The 18,152-nt window shown below is 64.0% G+C and carries 15 protein-coding genes and 2 pseudogenes; 10 read left to right on the top strand and 7 right to left on the bottom strand.

All coding sequences use genetic code 11. The features are described 5' to 3' along the window. Position 1 precedes the first annotated feature (1 nt). The 3 genes from QM682_RS12115 to QM682_RS12105 all read left to right on the top strand — a co-directional run bounded on the left by QM682_RS12115 (position 2) and on the right by QM682_RS12105 (position 4,494). Positions 2 to 724 carry a chromosomal replication initiator DnaA gene (locus tag QM682_RS12115; RefSeq protein WP_415130061.1) on the top strand — a complete coding sequence of 241 codons (723 nt, stop codon included), beginning with the start codon at positions 2 to 4 and terminating at the stop codon, positions 722 to 724. Next, the gene (locus tag QM682_RS12110; RefSeq protein WP_415130059.1) at positions 721 to 2,886 is read left to right on the top strand and encodes an RNA degradosome polyphosphate kinase; all 2,166 of its coding nucleotides are present in this window, start codon (positions 721 to 723) and stop codon (positions 2,884 to 2,886) included. Before QM682_RS12115 ends, QM682_RS12110 begins: the two co-directional genes overlap by 4 nt. 69 nt (positions 2,887 to 2,955) lie before the next feature. Then, positions 2,956 to 4,494 (top strand): Ppx/GppA family phosphatase, encoded by a 1,539-nt coding sequence (locus QM682_RS12105; protein ID WP_415130057.1) that lies wholly within the window; start codon positions 2,956 to 2,958, stop codon positions 4,492 to 4,494. 250 nt (positions 4,495 to 4,744) lie between these two features. Here the strand turns inward: QM682_RS12105 and QM682_RS12100 are convergent, their stop codons facing one another. After that, on the bottom strand, positions 4,745 to 5,794 hold the full coding sequence (locus QM682_RS12100; protein ID WP_415130055.1) for a dipeptidase: 1,050 nt from the start codon (positions 5,792 to 5,794) through the stop codon (positions 4,745 to 4,747). 132 nt (positions 5,795 to 5,926) lie between these two features. Between QM682_RS12100 and QM682_RS12095 the strand changes: the two genes are divergently transcribed. The 3 genes and pseudogenes from QM682_RS12095 to QM682_RS12085 all read left to right on the top strand — a co-directional run. Continuing rightward, complete coding sequence (locus QM682_RS12095; RefSeq protein ID WP_415130053.1) at positions 5,927 to 6,250, top strand: antibiotic biosynthesis monooxygenase family protein; 324 nt, start codon at positions 5,927 to 5,929, stop codon at positions 6,248 to 6,250. Positions 6,251 to 6,367: 117 nt separating this feature from the next. Then, the gene (parA, locus tag QM682_RS12090; protein WP_415130051.1) at positions 6,368 to 7,003 is read left to right on the top strand and encodes a ParA family partition ATPase; all 636 of its coding nucleotides are present in this window, start codon (positions 6,368 to 6,370) and stop codon (positions 7,001 to 7,003) included. Positions 7,004 to 7,175: 172 nt separating this feature from the next. Next, positions 7,176 to 7,380: pseudogene (locus tag QM682_RS12085) on the top strand (IS110 family transposase); the annotation flags it as partial. A 322-nt stretch (positions 7,381 to 7,702) separates the two neighbouring features. On the opposite strand, the gene QM682_RS12080 reads toward QM682_RS12085, so the two are convergent. The 6 genes from QM682_RS12080 to QM682_RS12055 all read right to left on the bottom strand — a co-directional run bounded on the left by QM682_RS12080 (position 7,703) and on the right by QM682_RS12055 (position 14,591). Continuing rightward, positions 7,703 to 8,455 carry an ABC transporter ATP-binding protein gene (locus QM682_RS12080; RefSeq protein ID WP_415130049.1) on the bottom strand — a complete coding sequence of 251 codons (753 nt, stop codon included), beginning with the start codon at positions 8,453 to 8,455 and terminating at the stop codon, positions 7,703 to 7,705. Beyond that, a complete protein-coding gene (locus tag QM682_RS12075) occupies positions 8,431 to 9,303 on the bottom strand; it encodes an ABC transporter permease (protein ID WP_415130047.1) in 873 nt (290 codons plus the stop codon). The genes QM682_RS12080 and QM682_RS12075 overlap by 25 nt, the downstream gene beginning before the upstream one ends. A 49-nt stretch (positions 9,304 to 9,352) precedes the next feature. Continuing rightward, positions 9,353 to 10,969, bottom strand: coding sequence for an arylsulfatase (locus QM682_RS12070; RefSeq protein ID WP_415130045.1), 1,617 nt, complete (start codon positions 10,967 to 10,969; stop codon positions 9,353 to 9,355). Positions 10,970 to 11,057: 88 nt separating this feature from the next. Continuing rightward, the gene (locus tag QM682_RS12065; RefSeq protein WP_415130043.1) at positions 11,058 to 12,299 is read right to left on the bottom strand and encodes an ABC transporter substrate-binding protein; all 1,242 of its coding nucleotides are present in this window, start codon (positions 12,297 to 12,299) and stop codon (positions 11,058 to 11,060) included. A 562-nt stretch (positions 12,300 to 12,861) separates the two neighbouring features. After that, positions 12,862 to 14,136, bottom strand: a complete 1,275-nt coding sequence (locus QM682_RS12060; RefSeq protein WP_415130041.1) for an MFS transporter — start codon at positions 14,134 to 14,136, stop codon at positions 12,862 to 12,864. Next, positions 14,133 to 14,591 carry a hypothetical protein gene (locus QM682_RS12055; RefSeq protein WP_415130039.1) on the bottom strand — a complete coding sequence of 153 codons (459 nt, stop codon included), beginning with the start codon at positions 14,589 to 14,591 and terminating at the stop codon, positions 14,133 to 14,135. Before QM682_RS12055 ends, QM682_RS12060 begins: the two co-directional genes overlap by 4 nt. 76 nt (positions 14,592 to 14,667) lie before the next feature. Between QM682_RS12055 and QM682_RS12050 the strand changes: the two are divergent. The 4 genes and pseudogenes from QM682_RS12050 to QM682_RS12035 all read left to right on the top strand — a co-directional run. After that, positions 14,668 to 14,901 (top strand): annotated as a pseudogene (locus QM682_RS12050) (Lrp/AsnC ligand binding domain-containing protein); the annotation flags it as partial. 153 nt (positions 14,902 to 15,054) lie between these two features. Next, positions 15,055 to 16,029 (top strand): hypothetical protein, encoded by a 975-nt coding sequence (locus QM682_RS12045; RefSeq protein WP_415130089.1) that lies wholly within the window; start codon positions 15,055 to 15,057, stop codon positions 16,027 to 16,029. Between the two features lie 90 nt (positions 16,030 to 16,119). Beyond that, complete coding sequence (locus QM682_RS12040; RefSeq protein ID WP_415130037.1) at positions 16,120 to 17,421, top strand: lipoprotein-releasing ABC transporter permease subunit; 1,302 nt, start codon at positions 16,120 to 16,122, stop codon at positions 17,419 to 17,421. Beyond that, the gene (locus tag QM682_RS12035) at positions 17,414 to 18,076 is read left to right on the top strand and encodes an ABC transporter ATP-binding protein (RefSeq protein ID WP_415130035.1); all 663 of its coding nucleotides are present in this window, start codon (positions 17,414 to 17,416) and stop codon (positions 18,074 to 18,076) included. Before QM682_RS12040 ends, QM682_RS12035 begins: the two co-directional genes overlap by 8 nt. Positions 18,077 to 18,152 lie beyond the last annotated feature (76 nt).

Below are 18,152 nucleotides of genomic sequence, written 5' to 3'. Positions count from 1 at the left end.
CTTGGCGCGGCAACTGGCCCTTGACCTGACGATTCCGCCGGCACTGTCGCGGGACGATTTCCTGCTGACGCGGGCCAATCGCGACGCGCTGGCGATGCTGGACCGCCCGCAGGGCTGGCCGGGGGGGCGGCTGCTGCTGATCGGGGGCGCGGGGGCGGGCAAGTCGCATCTGGCCCGCTTCTGGGCCGAGGAGAACGGCGCGGGGCTGGTGCGGGCCTCGACCATCTCGCCGGCGGCGGTCGATGCGCTTGTGTCGCCAGGCGGCGCGCTGGTGGTCGAGAACGCGCATGACATCGCCGGCCTGGGCGAGGCCGAGGATGCGCTGTTCCACCTGTGGAACCTGGCCGGGGCGCGGCGGGCGCTGCTTTTGATCACCGCGCGCATGGCCCCGCGCGACTGGGGGATCGTGCTGCCGGACCTTCTTTCTCGTCTGGAGGCCACGGCCCAGGCGGTGCTGGGACCGCCCGACGACACGCTTTTGCCCGCCGTGCTGGTCAAGCTGTTCGCCGACCGTCAGATCCAGGTCGCGCCCGATGTGGTGGGCTGGCTTGTCGCGCGGATGGAGCGCGACCTGGGCTTGGCCCGGCATCTGGTCGCGGCCATCGACCGCAAGTCCCTGGCCGACCGCCGCCCCGTTACGCGCCGGCTGGCGGCCGAACTTCTGGACAAACTCTCGCCCCCGGACGCATCCTTGCAAAGCCACTCTTTGACTGATTCAAGATGACCCAAGCCGATTACCTGCGAAACCCCTTCCAGCCCGCGCGTGAGATCCTGGGCGGCTCGCCCGAGGGCGCGGCGCGCTATTTCAACCGAGAGATAAGCTGGCTCAGCTTCAACTGGCGCGTGCTGGACGAGGCGCGCAACCCCCGCGTGCCGCTGCTGGAAAGGCTGCGGTTCCTGTCCATCTCGGCCACCAACCTGGACGAATTCTATACCGTTCGCGTCGCGGGCCTGCGGGAGCTGGTGCGCGCAGGCACCGCCACGCTGTCTGATGACGGGCTGACGCCGCCGCAGCAGCTGGCCATGGTCAATGCCGATGCGCGCCGGCTGATGGGCGCGCAGCAGGCGGTCTGGAACGGGCTGCGGCGCGAGATGGAGCAGGCCGACATCGCGATCCTGTCGCGCTCGCGCGTGACGCGGGGGGAAGAGGAATTCCTGCGCCGCTATTTCCGCGAGCAGGTCTTTCCGGTGCTTTCGCCCCTGGCCATCGATCCCGCGCATCCCTTTCCCTTCATCCCCAACCTGGGCTTTTCCCTGGCTGTGCAGCTTGCGCGGGAAAGCGACGGGCGCCAGATGCAGGCGCTGCTGCCGATCCCCCAGCAGATCGCGCGCTTCGTCGCGCTGCCGGGCGGCAAGCGGTTCCTGCGGCTGGAAGACCTGCTGCTGATGCACCTGCCAAGCCTGTTTCCCGGCTATCGCGACATCGGCCATTGCGCGTTCCGCGTGCTGCGCGACAGCGACCTGGAGGTCGAGGAGGAGGCCGAGGATCTTGTCCGCGAATTCGAGACAGCGCTGAAGCGCCGTCGCCGGGGCTCGGTCATCCGGCTAAAGATCACCGCAGGCGCGCCCGACCGGATGCGCAAGCTGATCATGCAGGAGCTTCACGTCGATCCCGAGGAAGTGGTCGAGGTCGAGGGGCTGCTGGGCATGGCCGATCTGCGCGAACTGGTCCTGGACAGCCGCAGGGACCTGCAATGGCCCAGCTTCGTCCCCAGGGTGCCCGAGCGGTTGCAGGACCATGGCGGCAACATGTTCGCCGCGATCCGGCAAAAGGACATGCTGCTGCATCACCCCTATGAGACCTTCGATACCGTGGTGCGATTCCTGAACCAGGCCGCCGTCGATCCGAATGTCGTGGCGATCAAGCAGACGCTTTACCGCACCTCGCGCGACAGCCCGATCGTCGAGGCGCTTTGCGAGGCGGCCGAGGCGGGGAAATCCGTGACCGCCCTGGTCGAACTCAAGGCGCGTTTCGACGAGGCCGCGAATATCCGGCAGTCGCGCCGGCTGGAACGCTCGGGCGCGCATGTGGTCTATGGCTTCATGCAATACAAGACCCATGCCAAGATCAGCGCGGTCGTGCGGCGCGAGGGCGACCAGCTTGTAACCTATACCCATTTCGGCACGGGAAATTATCACCCGATCACGGCGCGGATCTATACGGACCTGTCGCTTTTCACCTGCGATCCTGGGTTGGGGCGGGACGCCTCGAAGGTGTTCAATTTCCTGTCGGGCTATGTCCAGCCCGATGGGCTGGAGAATATGGCGATCTCGCCCATCGACCTGAAATCCCGGCTGATCGAGATGATCGGGCGCGAGGCGGAATATGCCCGGCGCGGCCGCCCGGCCGAGATCTGGGCCAAGATGAACAGCCTGGTCGAAAAGGACGTGATCGACGCGCTTTACGAGGCGAGCCGCGCGGGCGTGCGTATCAACCTGGTGATCCGGGGGATCTGCGCGCTGCGTCCCGGCATCAGCGGATTGTCGGATAATATCCGGGTGAAATCCATCGTCGGGCGCTTCCTGGAGCATTCCCGCATCGTCTGCTTTGGCAATGGCCACGGCCTGCCCTCGAAGAAGGCGCGGGTCTTCATCAGTTCGGCGGATTGGATGGACCGCAATCTCAACCGCCGGGTCGAGGCGCTGATCGAATGCCATAACGAGACAGTGAAGGCCCAGATCGTCAGCCAGATCATGGCCGCGAACATGTCGGACGAGGCGCAAAGCTGGCTTTTGCAGCCCGATGGCCGTTACCTGCGCTATCTTCCGGCGGGGCGGGACGATCTTTTCAGTTGCCATAAATTCTTCATGGAAAACCCTTCTCTGTCCGGGCGGGGCAGCAAGGGGGTGCGCGATGTGCCGGCCCTGACGCATTCGGCGGATTGACGCGGCGGGGTGAAATTCCCTATCCAACACCTGCCTCCCGGTGAGGTAACGAAATCGAGAGGATGCCCGATGAACGGTGTGATGACCGCAAGCGGAGAAACCATCGAGCCCTTCGGACGCTCGCTTTTCGAGGGGGCCTCGGAGCGGGCGTTGAGCCGGGTGGGGGTTGTCGATGTCGGCTCGAACTCGATCCGCATGGTGGTTTTCGACGGGGCCGCGCGCTCGCCCGCCTATTTCTACAATGAAAAGGTCATGGCCGGGTTGGGCCAGGGGCTGGCCAGCACTGGTATGCTGAACCCCGAGGGCGTGCGGCGCGGCATGGCCGCGTTGAAGCGTTTCGCGGCGCTGGCCGAGGGGATGGGCATCAAGCCCCTGACCTGCGTTGCCACCGCCGCCGTGCGCGAGGCCAGGGACGGCCCCGCCTTTCGCAAGGCGGTCGAGAAAGAGACCGGGCTGAAGCTGTGGGTCATCGACGGCGAGGAAGAGGCGCGGCTTTCGGCCCAGGGCGTGCTGCTGGGCTGGCCCGAGGCGCGCGGCCTGGTCTGCGACATCGGCGGCAACTCGATGGAGCTTGCGGAACTGGCCGACGGCAAGGTCGGGCGGCGCATCACCACGCCCCTGGGTCCGTTCCGGTTGCAACAGGTCAAGGGTGGCCAGTCGGGCCTTCGCGAGCATATCCAACAGGTGATGGAGCAGGCTGCCGCGACCATCGGCCGCGACCATGACCAGATCTATCTGGTCGGCGGCTCGTGGCGCGCCATCGCCAGGCTGGACATGGAGCGCGCCAGATATCCCATGACGGTGCTGCACGAATACCGCATTTCGCCGCAGGACGTGCTTCAGACCGTGAAATGGATCGACGGCCAGAACCTGAACGAGTTGCGCGGCAAGCTTGGCATCTCGTCCAGCCGGATGGAACTGGTGCCGCTGGCAAGCCAGGTGCTGCGCCAACTGGTCCTTAGCCTGCGGCCCAGGAACCTCTCGGTTTCAAGCTATGGCATCCGCGAGGGGCTGCTTTACGAACAGATGCCCGCCAGCCTGCGTTCGCGCGATCCGCTGCTTGAGGCCGCGCGCTTCGCCGAGCGGCAGATGGCGCGCATGCCCGGCTTTGGCAAGCGGCTGTATCAATTCCTTGAGCCGGTGTTCAAGAACGTCCCGCCCGAGCGCGACCGCCTGATCAAGGCCGCCTGCCTTTTGCATGACACCACATGGCGGACCCATCCCGATTACCGGGCGGATGCCTGTTTCGACAACGTGACCCGCGCCAATATGGCCGCGCTGTCGCATCCCGAGCGGGTGTTTCTGGGCCTGTCGCTGCTGCACCGCTACAAGAACAGCCGCTCGGGCTCGCCCATGGCGCCGCTTTTCGATCTGCTGAGCGAGAAAGAGACCCGTGACGCCGAGGTGCTGGGCAAGGCGATGCGATTCGGGGCCATGTTCTCGGTCAAGGATCCATCCGAGGCCGGGACGCTGAAGCTTTTTCCCAAGAAGAAGGTCCTGGAACTGAGCCTGACCGACATGGGCCGGGCGTTGATGGGCGAGGTGGCCGAAGCGCGGTTCAAATCGCTGGCATCGGCATTGGATGTGCACCCTGTGGTGGCGACTTGATTGGTCGATTATCCCTATGCGTGTGGATTCGCGAAAAAACTATTATGATCAAGTTTCCGCTATGCGGTGACGACAACCCTGTTAACCTGCCTTAAGAGACAGGTTCCGGTCAATCATGCGTTGTGCGTATAACAGCCAGCGACGACAGGGCGATCACAGGTGTTTCGGTCACGGGTAACTGGTTCGTGATCCCGTCGTCCAGTAAAGGGTTTTCGATTTTTATGTTCGAATTGAGTATACTGGGGCGGTATCAGCCGCCCCAGATTTTTTCCAGCATCGCGATCCAGTTGCGCCAGGCGATCTTCTCGACCAACTCCTCGCCATAGCCGTGTATGCGCATGGCTTGGATCAGGTCTTGCAACTTTGAGGCGTCTGACAGATCCTCGGGAACCTGGGCGCCGTCGTAATCCGAACCCAGCGCCACCCCATCCTCGCCAAGATGGGCGATCAGGTGGTCCAGATGGCGCAGGATGATGTCGAATCCCCGCATCGGCTCGCGCCGGCCCTGGGGGTGCAGGAAGCCCACCGCATAGTTCAGCCCGACCAGACCACCGCTTTCCGCGATCACCGCCAGTTGCCGGTCGGTCAGGTTGCGCGAACTGGGCGCGATGGCATGGGCGCAGCTATGGCTGGCGACCAGCGGCGCATCCGACAGGCGCGCGATGTCGTCGAAACCTTTTTCGTTCAGATGCGACAGGTCCAGCATGATCCGCAGCCGATTGCATTCGCGCACCAGATCCTTGCCCAGAGGCGTCAGCCCCGGTCCGGTATCGGGCGAGGAAGGGAAGGCGAAGGGCACGCCATGGCCATAGGCCGTGGGCCGCGACCAAACCGGCCCCAGTGAGCGCAGCCCCATCGCGTGCCAGGCATGCAACCCGTCCATATCGGCGATCGGCTCGGCTCCTTCGATGTGAAGGATGGCGGCGATGCGGCCTGCCGCGATGGTCTCGCGGATCTGGGCGGCGGATTTGCAGATGGTCAGCGTGCCCGTGCGCTCCATCGCCAGCAATTGTGCGGCCTGCGCAAAGGCCAGGGGCAGGGCCTGTTCCACTGGCACTTCGTCCGGCAGGGGCAGGGCAAAGGGCGGGTTCTGCTTCAGCAGGTCCATCACCGCGTCGGTGTCGGTCTCGGGCGAGGGGGTCCAGATCGCGAAGAAGCCGCCCACCAGCCCGCCCGCCTGCATCCGGGGCAGGTCCAGATGGCCGCTGCCGTCGCCTGCCCGCCACAGTCGGTCACGCCCCGGCCCGGCGGCCACCATGCGTTGCAGAAAGTCGTTATGACCGTCAAAGACCGGAATCATGGGCCTGTCCTTATCCTGTTCGTGCTGCACCATGCGCCCGAAGAGCCGGACCCGCAACCGGCGCGGATTTCTCTGGCCCCGTGGGGCGGCTGCGTTATCCTTGGGACAAGCCAGGCAAAGGGAGGCCACGCCATGACCCAGATTTCCGCCGCATTCCAGGGGCAGACCGTGATCTGCACTTTCGAGGTCACGCCGGGCAGCGCCCATGACGTGATCGACGCGCTGAGCGCCGCCTATGAGCAGGTGATCAGCCGCCAGCCGGGCTTCATCTCGGGGGCGATGCATCTGAACGACGCCCAGACCCGGATCGCGACCTATTCGCAATGGCGCGACCGGCGGGATTACCAGGCCATGCTGCGCAGTCCCGAGATGCGCGGTCGCAACCGCGAGATCAACGCCATGTGCCGCCATTTCGAGCCGGTGATGTATGAGGTCGCCGGCATCTGGCAATCCTAGACCGCTTTCGCGCCGCGGTCGCGAAAAGAGGGATGCAATGGCCCGGTCCACCCCCTAAGCTGTGCCGCAAGGCCGGCGGCAGGCCGGCATCTTCCAGTCGGGTAGGGGGCGGCAGGCATGGCGGGACGGATCATCACGGTGGCGCAGCAAAAGGGCGGCTCGGGCAAAACCACGGTCGCGGTGAACCTGGCGGTGGCGCTGCGCGGGCGCGGCCATTCGGTGGCGCTTCTGGATACCGATCCGCAGGGCAGTCTGGGCCGCTGGTTCCTGGAGCGGCTGGCCCGCATCGGCGAGGACGAGGCGCTGGAATTCACGACCTCTTCGGCCTGGGGGGCGAGCTATGAGGCCGAGAAGCTGAAGAAGCGTTTCGATTTCGTGCTGATCGACACGCCGCCGAAGATCGACAGCGACCTGCGCCCCGCGCTGCGCGCGGCCGATCTGGTGGTGGTGCCGGTGGCCACCAGCCAGGTCGATCTTTGGGCGACCGAGGGGGTTCTGGATCTGGCCCGGCGCGAGAAATGCGACACTCTGATCGTGCTGAACAGGACCCGGCCCAATACGCGCCTTGCCATCGAGATCGCCGAGAAGGCCGAGGAGCTGGGCGCCGAGGTGGCGAAATCCCAGGTCGCGAACCGCGTCGCCTATGCCGAGACCCTGGGCCAGGGCCTGGGCGCCGCCGAGGTGGGACGCACCCATCCCGCCCGCGCCGAGTTCGAGGGCCTGCTTGACGAGGTTCTGACCTGGCTGCCCTGAACCGCCCGCCGGGGGGATCGGATGGGGGCGGAAAGCTTTTCGGGCCGCGCGGTCGCGCTGCCGTCGCCTGGCCAGGGAGGTGCCTTGCGGTGACTTCCATTCTGTCCACTCTGCTTTTTGCGCCGCTGATCGTGGCCGGTTGCCTGCGCGCCAGGCGACCGATCCGCAGCCGCTGACAAAGGAAGCCGCCTGTAGACGGGCGCGTCCGGCCCTTGTGGCGATGAGGATGCGGAAGCATGAGTTGCGCGCTGGCGCCTATGGGCCAGCGGGTCCGGGCCGCGACAATTGGACCAAGGGAAATCGTCGCATAGTCCGAGGCCGTCTATTCCCGCATGGCCCAGGCGTGGAGAAACAGATCCCGGCGCCCAAATGCGGGCCACGTCCCTGGATGCAGGGCGGGCCTCATGATGGGATGCGCCGGGTCGATGCGTTGCCCCTTAGCTCCATAAAAGCAAGAGACCATCGGGATTTCCCGGCTCGGCCAGAGTTTCTCGTTGGTGCGAATGGCTCTTGCCGCCATGCCGCAAAAGAGCGAGGCGCCGCTGCGGCAAGAGCAGTCACTGCGAAATCGGTTCGATCCTGCCCATGCCTCATGTTCAGGAAGCCTCTGCCCGATAATAAAGCCGTGGAATTGCGTGCCAGGGATCATCAGGCGCTTGTCGTTGAGGTCGTCGCCCGGATTGCACGGCGGCTTGGAGTTCAGGCCGCTTGCTGCCCCGGCGCGGCCACCCCCAGCTTTCCCAGGAGCGTCGCACGGATCCGGGCAAAGCGCGGGTCGGCGTGATCGCGAGGGGCGGGCAGGTCGATGCGCAGATCCTCGATGAACCGGCCGTGATCCAGCACAAGGATGCGGTCGGCCAAGGCGATGGCTTCGTCCACGTCATGCGTGACCAGCAGCACGGCCGGGCGGTGACGGGCGCAAAGCTCGCGCAGCAGGCCATGCATCTTCAGCCGCGTCAGTGCATCAAGTGCGCCGAACGGCTCGTCCGCCAGCAGCAGGGCCGGGTCGCGCACCAGAGACCGGGCCAGCGCCACCCGCTGCTGTTCGCCCCCTGACAGTTCGATCGGCCATGCCTGTTCGCGCCCCGCAAGGCCCACTTCGGCCAAGGCGTTCCGCCCGGCCTCTTGCCCCTGCGCACCTGGCAGTCCCAGCGTCACGTTCTGGATTACGCTGCGCCAGGGCAGCAGGCGGGCATCCTGAAACACGACCGACAGCCTGTCGGGTGTTTGCAGCAGGCCGCTGCCCTTGACATCATGGTCCAGCCCCGCGAGGGCACGCAGGAAGGTGCTTTTGCCCGATCCGCTTTTACCCAGAAGCGCCACGAACTCACCGCGCGCGATGTCCAGATCCAGCCTGTCAAGGATGGTCTTGCCACCGAAATGGCGGTGCAGCGCGCGCACCTGGACGGCGGGTTCCGCGCTATCGTTCAATGGTCGAGCGTGCGGCGCCATGACAGCAACCTCCTTTGCAGCAGACGGACAGCACCGTCCGAAACCAGGCCCAGCACGGCATAGACGACAAGGCCCACGAAGATGATGTCGATCTGCCCATAAGAGCGGGCAAGGTCGATCATGTAGCCAAGGCCGTTCGTGGCATTGACCTGTTCAACGACCACCAGCGAAACCCAGCAAAGCGTGACGGCGAAGCGCAGCCCCAACAGGAATCCGGGCAAAGAGCCGGGCAGCACCACTTGCAGGATGAAATCCCTCTGACTCATCCGCAGGGTTTCGGCCAGTTCGACGTATCGGCTGTCGATGCTACGCAGCGCATTGTGGGTGTGGATGTAGATCGGGATCAACACGGCCAGCACGATGGTGATGATCTTCATGAACTCGCCGATGCCGAACCATAGGATCATGAGCGGGATCAGAGCCAGCGTCGGCACCGCGCGGTTGATCTGGACCGGGCCATCCACCAGCGCCTCGCCAAGGCGCGACAGACCGGCGATCAGGGCCAGCGTCAGCCCCACGGTGACACCTATGGCAAGACCAAGGAAGGCCCGGCCAGCCGAGACGGTCAGATTGTCCTGCAACCGCCCGTCGGAAATCAGTTTGCCGAAGGTGGCGATCACGGTCCATGGCGCGGGCAATGTCCGGTCATCGATCCACCCCAGCGCCGAGCCGGCAGTCCAGATGACAAGGATCAGGGCCGGTCCAAGGGCAAGGCCGAAAGGAATGGCCGGACCCGGCCCCAGCCTGCGGCGCACGCGTCTTGCGGGGGCATTATGCGGGCTGGCCGCGCCCGCCTCTGGCGCGGCCCCCGGCGGGGTATCGGTGGCTATGTCCGCATAGCTTGTCATCGTCAACTCTCCATCCGGCGGGGCTGCGCCCGGCCTTGCGGTTTCGGACTCATAGAGGGGAAGCCGCGGGTGTATAATCGGCAACCCCGGCCCGCGCGGCATAGGCTGCATAATCGTCCAGAAGCGTGCTCAGCCGGTCGGGTTCTTCGGCGGCCAGGTCATGCACCTCTCCGGGATCGCTGGACAGGTCGTAGAGTTGCCAGACGAAGGCGCCGTCCTGACCCTGCGTGAAGACGGCTTTCCAGTCGCCCCGGCGGATGGCGCGTCGGCCCCACATCTCCCATCCGGTGACGGAATCCTGGCCGTGAACCGTGGGCTCGGCGGCCTGCAACCACGGCAGCCAGGACCGGCCGAAGGGTTCGCGCACCTTGCGGCCACGGTATTCTTCGCCGGGATGCGCCACGCCGGCGATGTCCAGAACGGTGGGGGTGATGTCCATGGCGGTTACGAAATCATGCGCGATACCGTGCCGCCCGGTGATGCCGGGATGGTTGATGAAGGCCACGGTGCGGATGCCGCCTTGCGTGGTATATGACTTGTAAAGCCGCGAGGGTGCCGTTGCCGCCTGTGCCCAGCGGGGACCATACCAGACAAAGGAATTTCCCCGGCCGACATTTTCAAGGCTGTTGTCGAAATGATCGGCGATGACCTGCATGAAGTTGTCGCCAAAGACCGGCTTGGCTTCCAGCAGGGCGCCTTCGGCGCCGTTGTCGGACAGGAAGATGATGACCGTATTCTCGCGCTCACCCTTGGCCTCCAGCCAGTCCAGCACGCGTCCGATATTCCAGTCCATCCGGTCCACCATGCCGGCATAGACCTCCATCGCGCGGGCCGAGAGGCGCCTTTCCCCTTCGGTCAGTTCGTCCCAGGGGGGCGTATCCGCCACGACGGGATGTGCCTCGACCTCGGCGTCGATCAGGCCATGATCCTTCAGCGCCTGAAGCCGGACGGCGCGCAGGGCCTCGGGACCGGCATCGTAGCGCCCGGCATATTTCGCCACGCTTTCCTCGGGGGCCTGAAGCGGCCAATGCGGTGCGGTGAAGGGCAGATAGGCGAAGAAGGGCCGCGCATCGCCACTGTCGCGCAATTCGTCCAGATAAGTGATCAGCTTGTCGGCATATCCATCCGAGGAATAGAAACCCTCGGGCAGTTCCTTGATGTATTCGTCATTCTCGATATAGATCTGCGCGCTTTTGCGCATCAGGAAAGGTTTTTTCTCTACCGTGTCGGGAATGTCATATTCGTAATGATTGGCGGCTCCGGGCAGAAGCGCAAAGCTTTTCTCAAAGCCGCGGGTCGCCGGGCGCGACAGGTCATTTTCGCCCAGATGCCATTTCCCCGCCATCAAGGTGGCATAACCCGCATCGCGCAGGATTTCCGGCAGGGCCACGACCGAGCCGTTCAGATAGCCCTCATAGCCCGGCAGTCCGGCCAGTTCCGGCGGCACGCGCCCCATATAACCCACGCCGGCAACATGGTTGTCCGTGCCGGTCAGCAGCATTGCGCGGGTGGGTGCGCAAACGGGCGCGGTATGAAAGCCGGTCAGCCGCACGCCCCCCAGTGCCAGGCGATCCAGGTTCGGGGTGTCGATCTCGCCGCCAAAAGCGCCGATATCGGAAAAGCCCAGATCGTCGGCCACGATCAGCAAGATATTAGGGGATGTCATTCGTCATGCCTTGGTGCAGAATTGAAGGGGCTGCGCTGATGGGTTCAGCGCGCGCGATGCGTTTCTGTTTTTCTGGATGGATGCCGCGTCATTGCCCGGCAGCGCCCGCTTGCAGCGCATCAGAGGCGATATGCTCGAACCGGCGATCAAAGTTCACGGCGGCGTCATAGACCTTGTTCCCGGTTGTCTCGGCCAGAAGCTCGATGGTTTTTTGATGCAGGGAAATCACCTCGTCCCAGTTTTCGGGATAGGCGTAAAAGCCGTTGGCCTTCACCAGATAGGCGCCCGACTCGGCATCAAGGCCCTCCTTGGCCACCAGGTATTCCTTGATCCAGGTCTCTGGGTTGCTCTGGATCCAGATCGTCGCTTTGGCGCGCGCGGCAAGATATTTGGCCAGAGCGGCGGCTTTTGCCGGATCCTCAAGCGTTTTCTGCGGCGAATAGAAATACGAGATGTCGTCACGTTGCCCATGCGAAAACAGCTTGGCCCCGTCCCTTTCATAAAGCTTCATGTATCTTGCCGTCAGGATCCCATGCAGAGGCGCAATATCAACCTGGTTATTGGCCAGGCTGACGACATAGTCGTCGCCCTTGCTGGGCAGTTCGATCAGGGTCACGTCATCACGCGTCAGCCCGGCCGCAGCCAGCGCGCGCAGTACGACGACGCCATGGATCTGGCTGGGACTGTAGGCGATGCGCTTTCCCTTCAAATCGGCAAGGCTGTTGAATTCGACCCCAGGGGCGATGCCGAATGTCGTGAAGGGGTTGGCGATGGGATCGGTCTTGACCCGGACATCCACCACACCCACCGGCAGGTTGGTCCATGTGGCATGGATCGCGGGAATATCGGCGATCACCGAGCCGTCCAGCGCGCCCGCCCGGAATGCCTCAAGCGATGGTGGACCGCCCGAGATATTCGCCCATTCAATGTCGAACCCCAGATCATCGCCCAGCTCGGTCAGTTCAAATGCGCGCTGCGTGGCCGGATCGCTGATCCGCAGAACGGTGCCTGCGGGCACCTCGTCAACCAGTGGCTGCAGATCCAGCGCGTTCGCGCCATGGGCCGCGCCAAGCAGGGCCAGCGCGGCAAGGGCGGATCGGATAGGTCGGGGCAGAGCCATGGCGGCATCCTTCATTGATTTGCCAAGGACGTTATGGAGCAGATACCGGAATGTCGATAGAGATACTGTAGAATTAAAGCCCATATCGCCGCTATCCGAAGTCGTAAAATTCCCGTCCAGCAGTGCGCGGGGGATCTTTCTTCTCAATGCGGAAAATTGTCTTATATGTCCTTTAGGCGTGGTCCTGGTCAGGAGCGCCAGAGGAATCAAAGGCCAGCCAGCGACGCCGCGCCGTCAGGTCTTGGCGTCATGTGTGTCGCAATGTCCGCAAAGCTGTCGCTGTTTCACAAAGGCCTGTCGCGTAAAATTGACTTTCGCACCTGGCTTTTGCGACGGAATTCCTCCTGTGTGTCATTTCCCATAAATGACTTCAGCAAAAGACCTTTGATTTTGCAGGAAGCGCGGTGCCACACTTCGCTTCAGCAGCGCCCGGATTGCACAGAGGATCGGTCTGCATTTCCAGATATAGCTTCAGCATCGTGCGGATTTGGACCCGGCATGGTGGATTTGGCGACGATTTCGGAGACGCAGTGGATAGAGGCTCGACGCCGCGCTGAATCCGGTCGGCCGCACGGGAGCTTGGGATCGGAGCGTCACGTCTATACGCTGGTGCGGCGCATGAGGGAGGCCGGCGGCGCGGTCAGTGCGCTTCTGCCGAAGGATGGCCGGGGCAGCCGGGGCCGTCTGGCGCATCCGGTGGATCATACCCCGATCTGTCTTATTGTGGTCGATCCCGTCGGATGGCTGCCGATTGGCCGGCCCTATCTGACGGCTATGATGCCACTGGTAGCTTCTTGAGTTTCGGAACCCGTGAGCCGCAGATGGTGAGCAGTTGGATCAGAAAGCCACCTGTCGCCACCCACAGGCAGGCTTCGGCGCCCGACCGGGTGGCCACAAGAGCGCCCAGGGCCGCCCCGATCGGTCTGGCTCCGAAGGTGACGGTCATGATGAGCGCCGAGACGCGCCCGAGCATCGCATGCGGCGTCACGGTCTGCCGCAAGGTGGTGGTGGCGATGCTCCAGAGTATCGGTCCCGCTCCAAACAGGACAAAGCTTATGGCAGGCAGGAAACCACCTGGCATCCAGATCGTGAGCAACATGACGAGCGCGGCGGAGAAACCGCAGAGCGGCCCGATCACGATCACCATGCCGAAGGACAGTCTTCGTGCCACGACAGGGGCCAGAAGCGCCCCGGTCAGCATGCCGCCGCCATAGATTCCAAGAGTGACACCGACCTCCACGGGCGACAAGCCGAGGTGCTGGACGGCATAGGCCACATAGATCGCCTGCAAGACGAACCATGCCGTATTGAAGAAGATCGCGGTTATCATGATCGGTCTAAGCAGGTCGTGGTTCGTGACGAAGGCTACGGCCTCCTTCAACTCGTAAAGCGGGCCGCGCGCGCCTTTTCGACCGGGCAGGCGGCTATTGGGCAGACCGCGCAAAAGCATGACGGCGAGAATGGAAAGGATGGTGGCAAGTACATAGGCGGCCGGCGCTCCGGTCCATCCCACGACTGCGCCGCCGATTGCCGGTCCACCAGCATATGCCGCGCTGCGCGCTAGTTCCAGCCAGCGGTTCGCGTTCCCAAGCTGCGCGCCTGGCACAATGGACGGTATCATTGCCGGCGCCGCGACATTGTAGCAGACAGTGCCGATCGCCCCGAGAAAGCCCAAGCTGGCGAGAAGCGGCAGGTTAAGCAGGCCAGAGGCGATCAATCCCAGGATCGCAGCCAGGGAAACGGCGCGCAATGCTTCAGACCCCACCATGAGCGTGCGGCGCGACGCGTGATCGACCAGAAGTCCGGCCGGGATCGACAGCAGCAAAAAGGGCAGGGTTTGCGCGGTTTGCAACCATCCTGTTTCAGCCGGACCAGCCGAGAGCAGCAACACGGCCGCCAGAGGTGCGGCGGCCAGCGCGATCTGTTCCGAGAACTGGGCGAAGAAATTTGACCAAGCCATGTGCCGGAAAGCCGCCGGTAGTGCCGCGCCGGTTGTGCTTTGCATATCGATCCCCATCATATCGAAGAATGAGCGATCATAGATCACGGCGGAATCGGGCGATGCGATCCGTTTCCTGCTTTCAAATCCTGATCCGTCGCGAAATCATTCCCGCCGAAGATCTTGGAACTGCGCCGTTCCATGGCCGGACGGGGCCCCATCCAGACCTGCGATTGCGACAGGCCACGGATAGGGCTTGTGTCCCATGCCGCTTGGCCAGCCGCTTTCCTGCCGAGGTTTTCGACCACGCCCATCGCGATCACCGGATCGCGATGGGGATCGGCGGCGCCGATGCGGACCTGACCTGCACCTTCGACGGGCAGATCCAGGCATGACGATCCGGCCCGCGTCCAGAAGCGGATTCCATTTGGTGCCGAAGCGCGGAATGTGCATTCTGCTTGGGAAGCAAAGCGATATCGGTGGTGGCCAGCACGGAGCGCCGACAGCCCGTTGCCACCCGGATGCCGCCCCTTTCGATGAATGCGAGCGGAGACCTCATGCATTCCCTGAACGTGAGACATGTCTTGATACTTGGCACGGTATGCGCATTTCTTCCTGCCGTCGGGCTGGCGGAGGCGGTCAGCGAAGGGCCGCGTCGGCCTTGAGGATTTCGAGCGTGCCGTAACCGCCATCCCCGAGGTGCAGGTGGTCCAGCATGTCCTGGGCCAGTTCGATTATCGGCTGCGCATCCATGCCCGCGACATCGCCGATTTCGAGCGCATCCTGCGCCGCCGCATCATGACCCTGCCGAGCGTGGGCCAGGTCGAGGCGAACGTCATGCTGTCCGAGGAACGCCGTCCCGGCCCGCTATAGTCTCGCCGTGATCACGGGGCAGTCCCGGCTTGCCAATCAAGCCCTTTGCTGGAATAATATTCCTGCGGCGCGGTGGGGAGCCACCGCATTTTCAGGGTAAGCGGATATGCCCGGCCCAAGCCGGGTCAGCCGGGTTTAAACGGGAGGGAACCTATGCCTGTATTCAGGGAAATCATCGGCACCGAAGGCGACGACCGCCTTTCCGGCAGATTCTGGCCAGAATATCATACCGAGACCTGGGATGACTATATCGACGGATTAGGCGGAAATGATCGCCTGAATGGCCGCAGGGGCGACGATTATATCCTTGGCGGCGATGGTCACGACACTCTTCTGGGCGATCGGGGATCCGATACGATTTTCGGCGGAGACGGAAATGATGTCATCAGGGATATATCCCGCGAGGAAGACTATACCGGATCCTGGGATTTCGCTGGCCCCGGCGGGCATAACGAACTTCATGGCGGCGCCGGAAATGACCAGATTATACTGGAATTACATTTATTTGATATTTTTTCTGGATTGTCCCGGAACAACAGCATCTATGGCGATCAGGGCGACGACACGATCCGTGTCCTCGGCGCCTCGGCTTACATCGACGGGGGCGACGGGAACGACCGGATAACGTTGCTGGGTGACGGCATTTATGACAATGGGGGAAGTGTCGTGCATGGCGGTGCCGGGAACGACAAGATATTCCTGAGCGGCTACGGATCGGTTTCCGTTTATGGCGGCGATGGCGACGATATTATCTACGGGGCCGCGCGCGACCGGCTGACCGAGGCCGTCATTTGGAACAAATACTCTCCGGGCGGATTGCAGGTCATCGATGGCGGCGCCGGACGCGACCGGATCTTCTGCTTTTCCTATACCCAGGACACCATTGTCATGGATTTCGGCGGCGGCCGCGACGTGGCGCGGAACTTCAACGCCGATCCGGGTGAGGAGTTCGGACCCGTGGATCTGATCGACTTCACGGCCTTTGATCTTGACCTGACCCCCGAGGAGTTCATCGCCACCCGCGTGACCTCGCGCGGCGACCGGGTCGTCCTGCGCCCGGACGAGAGTGCGACGCTGGTGATCTGGGGCGTCGAGGCCGAGGATCTGGTCAATTCGCTGCTGCTTTAGGAACGCGCGCGCAAAGCGGTCACGGCCTTGTTGGCTTGCAATATCCGCGTCTTCGGGCCAAGCAGGCGCGGTCCAACCACCAGGTGAGCGATGGCCAATCCCCGCCCGTTTTCGCGTTATGAGTTCATGATCGCCTGGCGCTACCTGCGCGCCCGCCGCGCCGAGGGCGGGGTCAGCGTGATGACCTGGATCAGCCTCATCGGCATCACGCTGGGCGTCATGGCGCTGATCACCACGCTGGCCGTGCGCGCTGGGTTCCGCGGCGATTTCGTCGACACGATCCTGGGCGCGAACCCGCATAGCACGGTCTATTACGCGCCCACCACGATCTATAACGACCTGACCGAAGAGACCTATGTGACCCATGGCGGGATCCAGGATTACGAGGCCCTGGCCGCCAAGATCCGCAAGATCCCCGGCGTGCTGCGCGCCGATCCCGCCGTGCGCGGCCAGGTCATGGCCCAGGCGAACGGGCAGGCGGGGCTTGGCGATGTCTATGGCGTGACGCTGGACGCGCTGAAGGCGATGCCGCGCATCGCCGATTCCACGACAGCGCAGGGCGATCCGGCGGATTTCGACCGGGGCGTCGCCATCGGCATGGGGCTGGCGCGCGATCTGGGCGTCTTGGTCGGCGACAAGCTGCAACTGGTGTCGCCTGACGGGGCCAAGACCGCCTTCGGCACCACCCCCCGGATCGAGAGCTATGAGGTGGTCTATATCTTCTCGGCCGGGCGCTATGACATCGACAAGACGCGCATCTACATGCCGCTGGCCGAGGCGCAGAGCTATTTCAACCGCGAGGGCGAGGCCAGCGAGATCGAGGTCTATGTCGACAGGCCCGAACAGGTGGATGACTGGACCATGCCGCTTTTGCAGGCCGCGGGCGAGCGGGGGCAGGTCTGGTCCTGGCGCGATGCCTCGGGGTCGTTCCTGGCGGCGCTGGACATGGAGGACGACGTGATGTTCATCATCCTGTCGATCCTGGTGCTGATCGCCTCGATGAATATCACCTCGGGGCTGATCATGCTGGTCAAGAACAAGGGCCGCGACATCGGCATCCTGCGCACCATGGGTCTGACCGAGGGCGCGATCCTGCGGATCTTCTTTCTGTGTGGCGCCTTTACCGGCGTGATCGGGACGCTGGCCGGGCTGGTCCTGGGCGTGGCGCTGTCCCTGAACGTCGATCATGTGATGGCGGCGCTGAACGCGCTGACCGGCGGAAATGCCTGGCAGCCCGAGGTGCGCGGCATCTATGCGCTGCACGGCGAATTGCGCGCCTGGGACATCTTCCGCGCCGTGGCGCTGTCGCTTGGCCTGGCCTTCCTGGTCACGATCTTTCCCGCCCGCCGCGCGGCGCGGATGAACCCGGTCGAGGCTTTGCGCTATGAGTGACATTCTGGTTCTAGACGGGATTTCAAAGACCTACGGCAAGGGCGGTCCGGCCCCCGTGCCGGTTCTGACGGATCTGTCGCTGTCGGTCGCGCGGGGCGAGGTGGTGGCGCTGGTCGCGCCCTCGGGTGCGGGAAAGTCCACGTTGCTGCATATCGCGGGGCTGCTGGACGCCGCCGACGCGGGCCGCGTGCTGCTGAAGGGGCGCGACATGACCGGGCAGGGCGACCGCGCCCGGACCGAGGCGCGCCGCCGCGAACTGGGTTTCGTCTATCAGTTCCACCACCTGCTGCCGGAATTCTCGGCCGAAGAAAATATCGTTCTGCCCCAATTGGCTGACGGCGTTTCCCAGACGGCCGCGCGGGCGCGGGCGGCGGATCTTCTGGGCCGGGTCGGGCTGGGTCATCGCGCCGATCACCGGCCCGCGCAGCTTTCCGGGGGCGAGCAGCAGCGCGTGGCTTTTTGTCGGGCACTGGCCAACCAGCCGGCGCTGCTGCTGGCGGACGAGCCGACCGGGAACCTGGATCCGGCGACCTCGGATAAGGTGTTCGACGTGCTGATGGGGCTGGTGCGGGATACGGGTCTTTCGGCGCTGATCGCCACCCATAATATGGAGCTTGCGGGCCGCATGGACCGGGTGATCCGGCTGGGGGCCTAGATGCGTGCGGCATCTGTCAGGGGCAGGGCGGTTCACCCTGAAATCACTTGGTTTTCCCGTGTGATCCGCATGCAGC

Source organism: Paracoccus sp. (in: a-proteobacteria), assembly GCF_047605025.1.
Classification (GTDB): domain Bacteria; phylum Pseudomonadota; class Alphaproteobacteria; order Rhodobacterales; family Rhodobacteraceae; genus Paracoccus.
The sequence above is the reverse complement of the archived record's forward strand: the minus strand, read 5'-3'. Positions and strand labels throughout refer to the sequence as shown.

Coding starts and splice junctions, on each gene's coding strand:
- QM682_RS12110 (WP_415130059.1), top strand. CDS start 721: ATGACCCAAGCCGATTACCTGCGAAACCCCTTCCAGCCCGCGCGTGAG.
- QM682_RS12105 (WP_415130057.1), top strand. CDS start 2,956: ATGAACGGTGTGATGACCGCAAGCGGAGAAACCATCGAGCCCTTCGGA.
- QM682_RS12100 (WP_415130055.1), bottom strand. CDS start 5,794: ATGATTCCGGTCTTTGACGGTCATAACGACTTTCTGCAACGCATGGTG.
- QM682_RS12095 (WP_415130053.1), top strand. CDS start 5,927: ATGACCCAGATTTCCGCCGCATTCCAGGGGCAGACCGTGATCTGCACT.
- parA (WP_415130051.1), top strand. CDS start 6,368: ATGGCGGGACGGATCATCACGGTGGCGCAGCAAAAGGGCGGCTCGGGC.
- QM682_RS12080 (WP_415130049.1), bottom strand. CDS start 8,455: ATGGCGCCGCACGCTCGACCATTGAACGATAGCGCGGAACCCGCCGTC.
- QM682_RS12075 (WP_415130047.1), bottom strand. CDS start 9,303: ATGACAAGCTATGCGGACATAGCCACCGATACCCCGCCGGGGGCCGCG.
- QM682_RS12070 (WP_415130045.1), bottom strand. CDS start 10,969: ATGACATCCCCTAATATCTTGCTGATCGTGGCCGACGATCTGGGCTTT.
- QM682_RS12055 (WP_415130039.1), bottom strand. CDS start 14,591: ATGCATGAGGTCTCCGCTCGCATTCATCGAAAGGGGCGGCATCCGGGT.
- QM682_RS12045 (WP_415130089.1), top strand. CDS start 15,055: ATGCCTGTATTCAGGGAAATCATCGGCACCGAAGGCGACGACCGCCTT.
- QM682_RS12040 (WP_415130037.1), top strand. CDS start 16,120: ATGGCCAATCCCCGCCCGTTTTCGCGTTATGAGTTCATGATCGCCTGG.
- QM682_RS12035 (WP_415130035.1), top strand. CDS start 17,414: ATGAGTGACATTCTGGTTCTAGACGGGATTTCAAAGACCTACGGCAAG.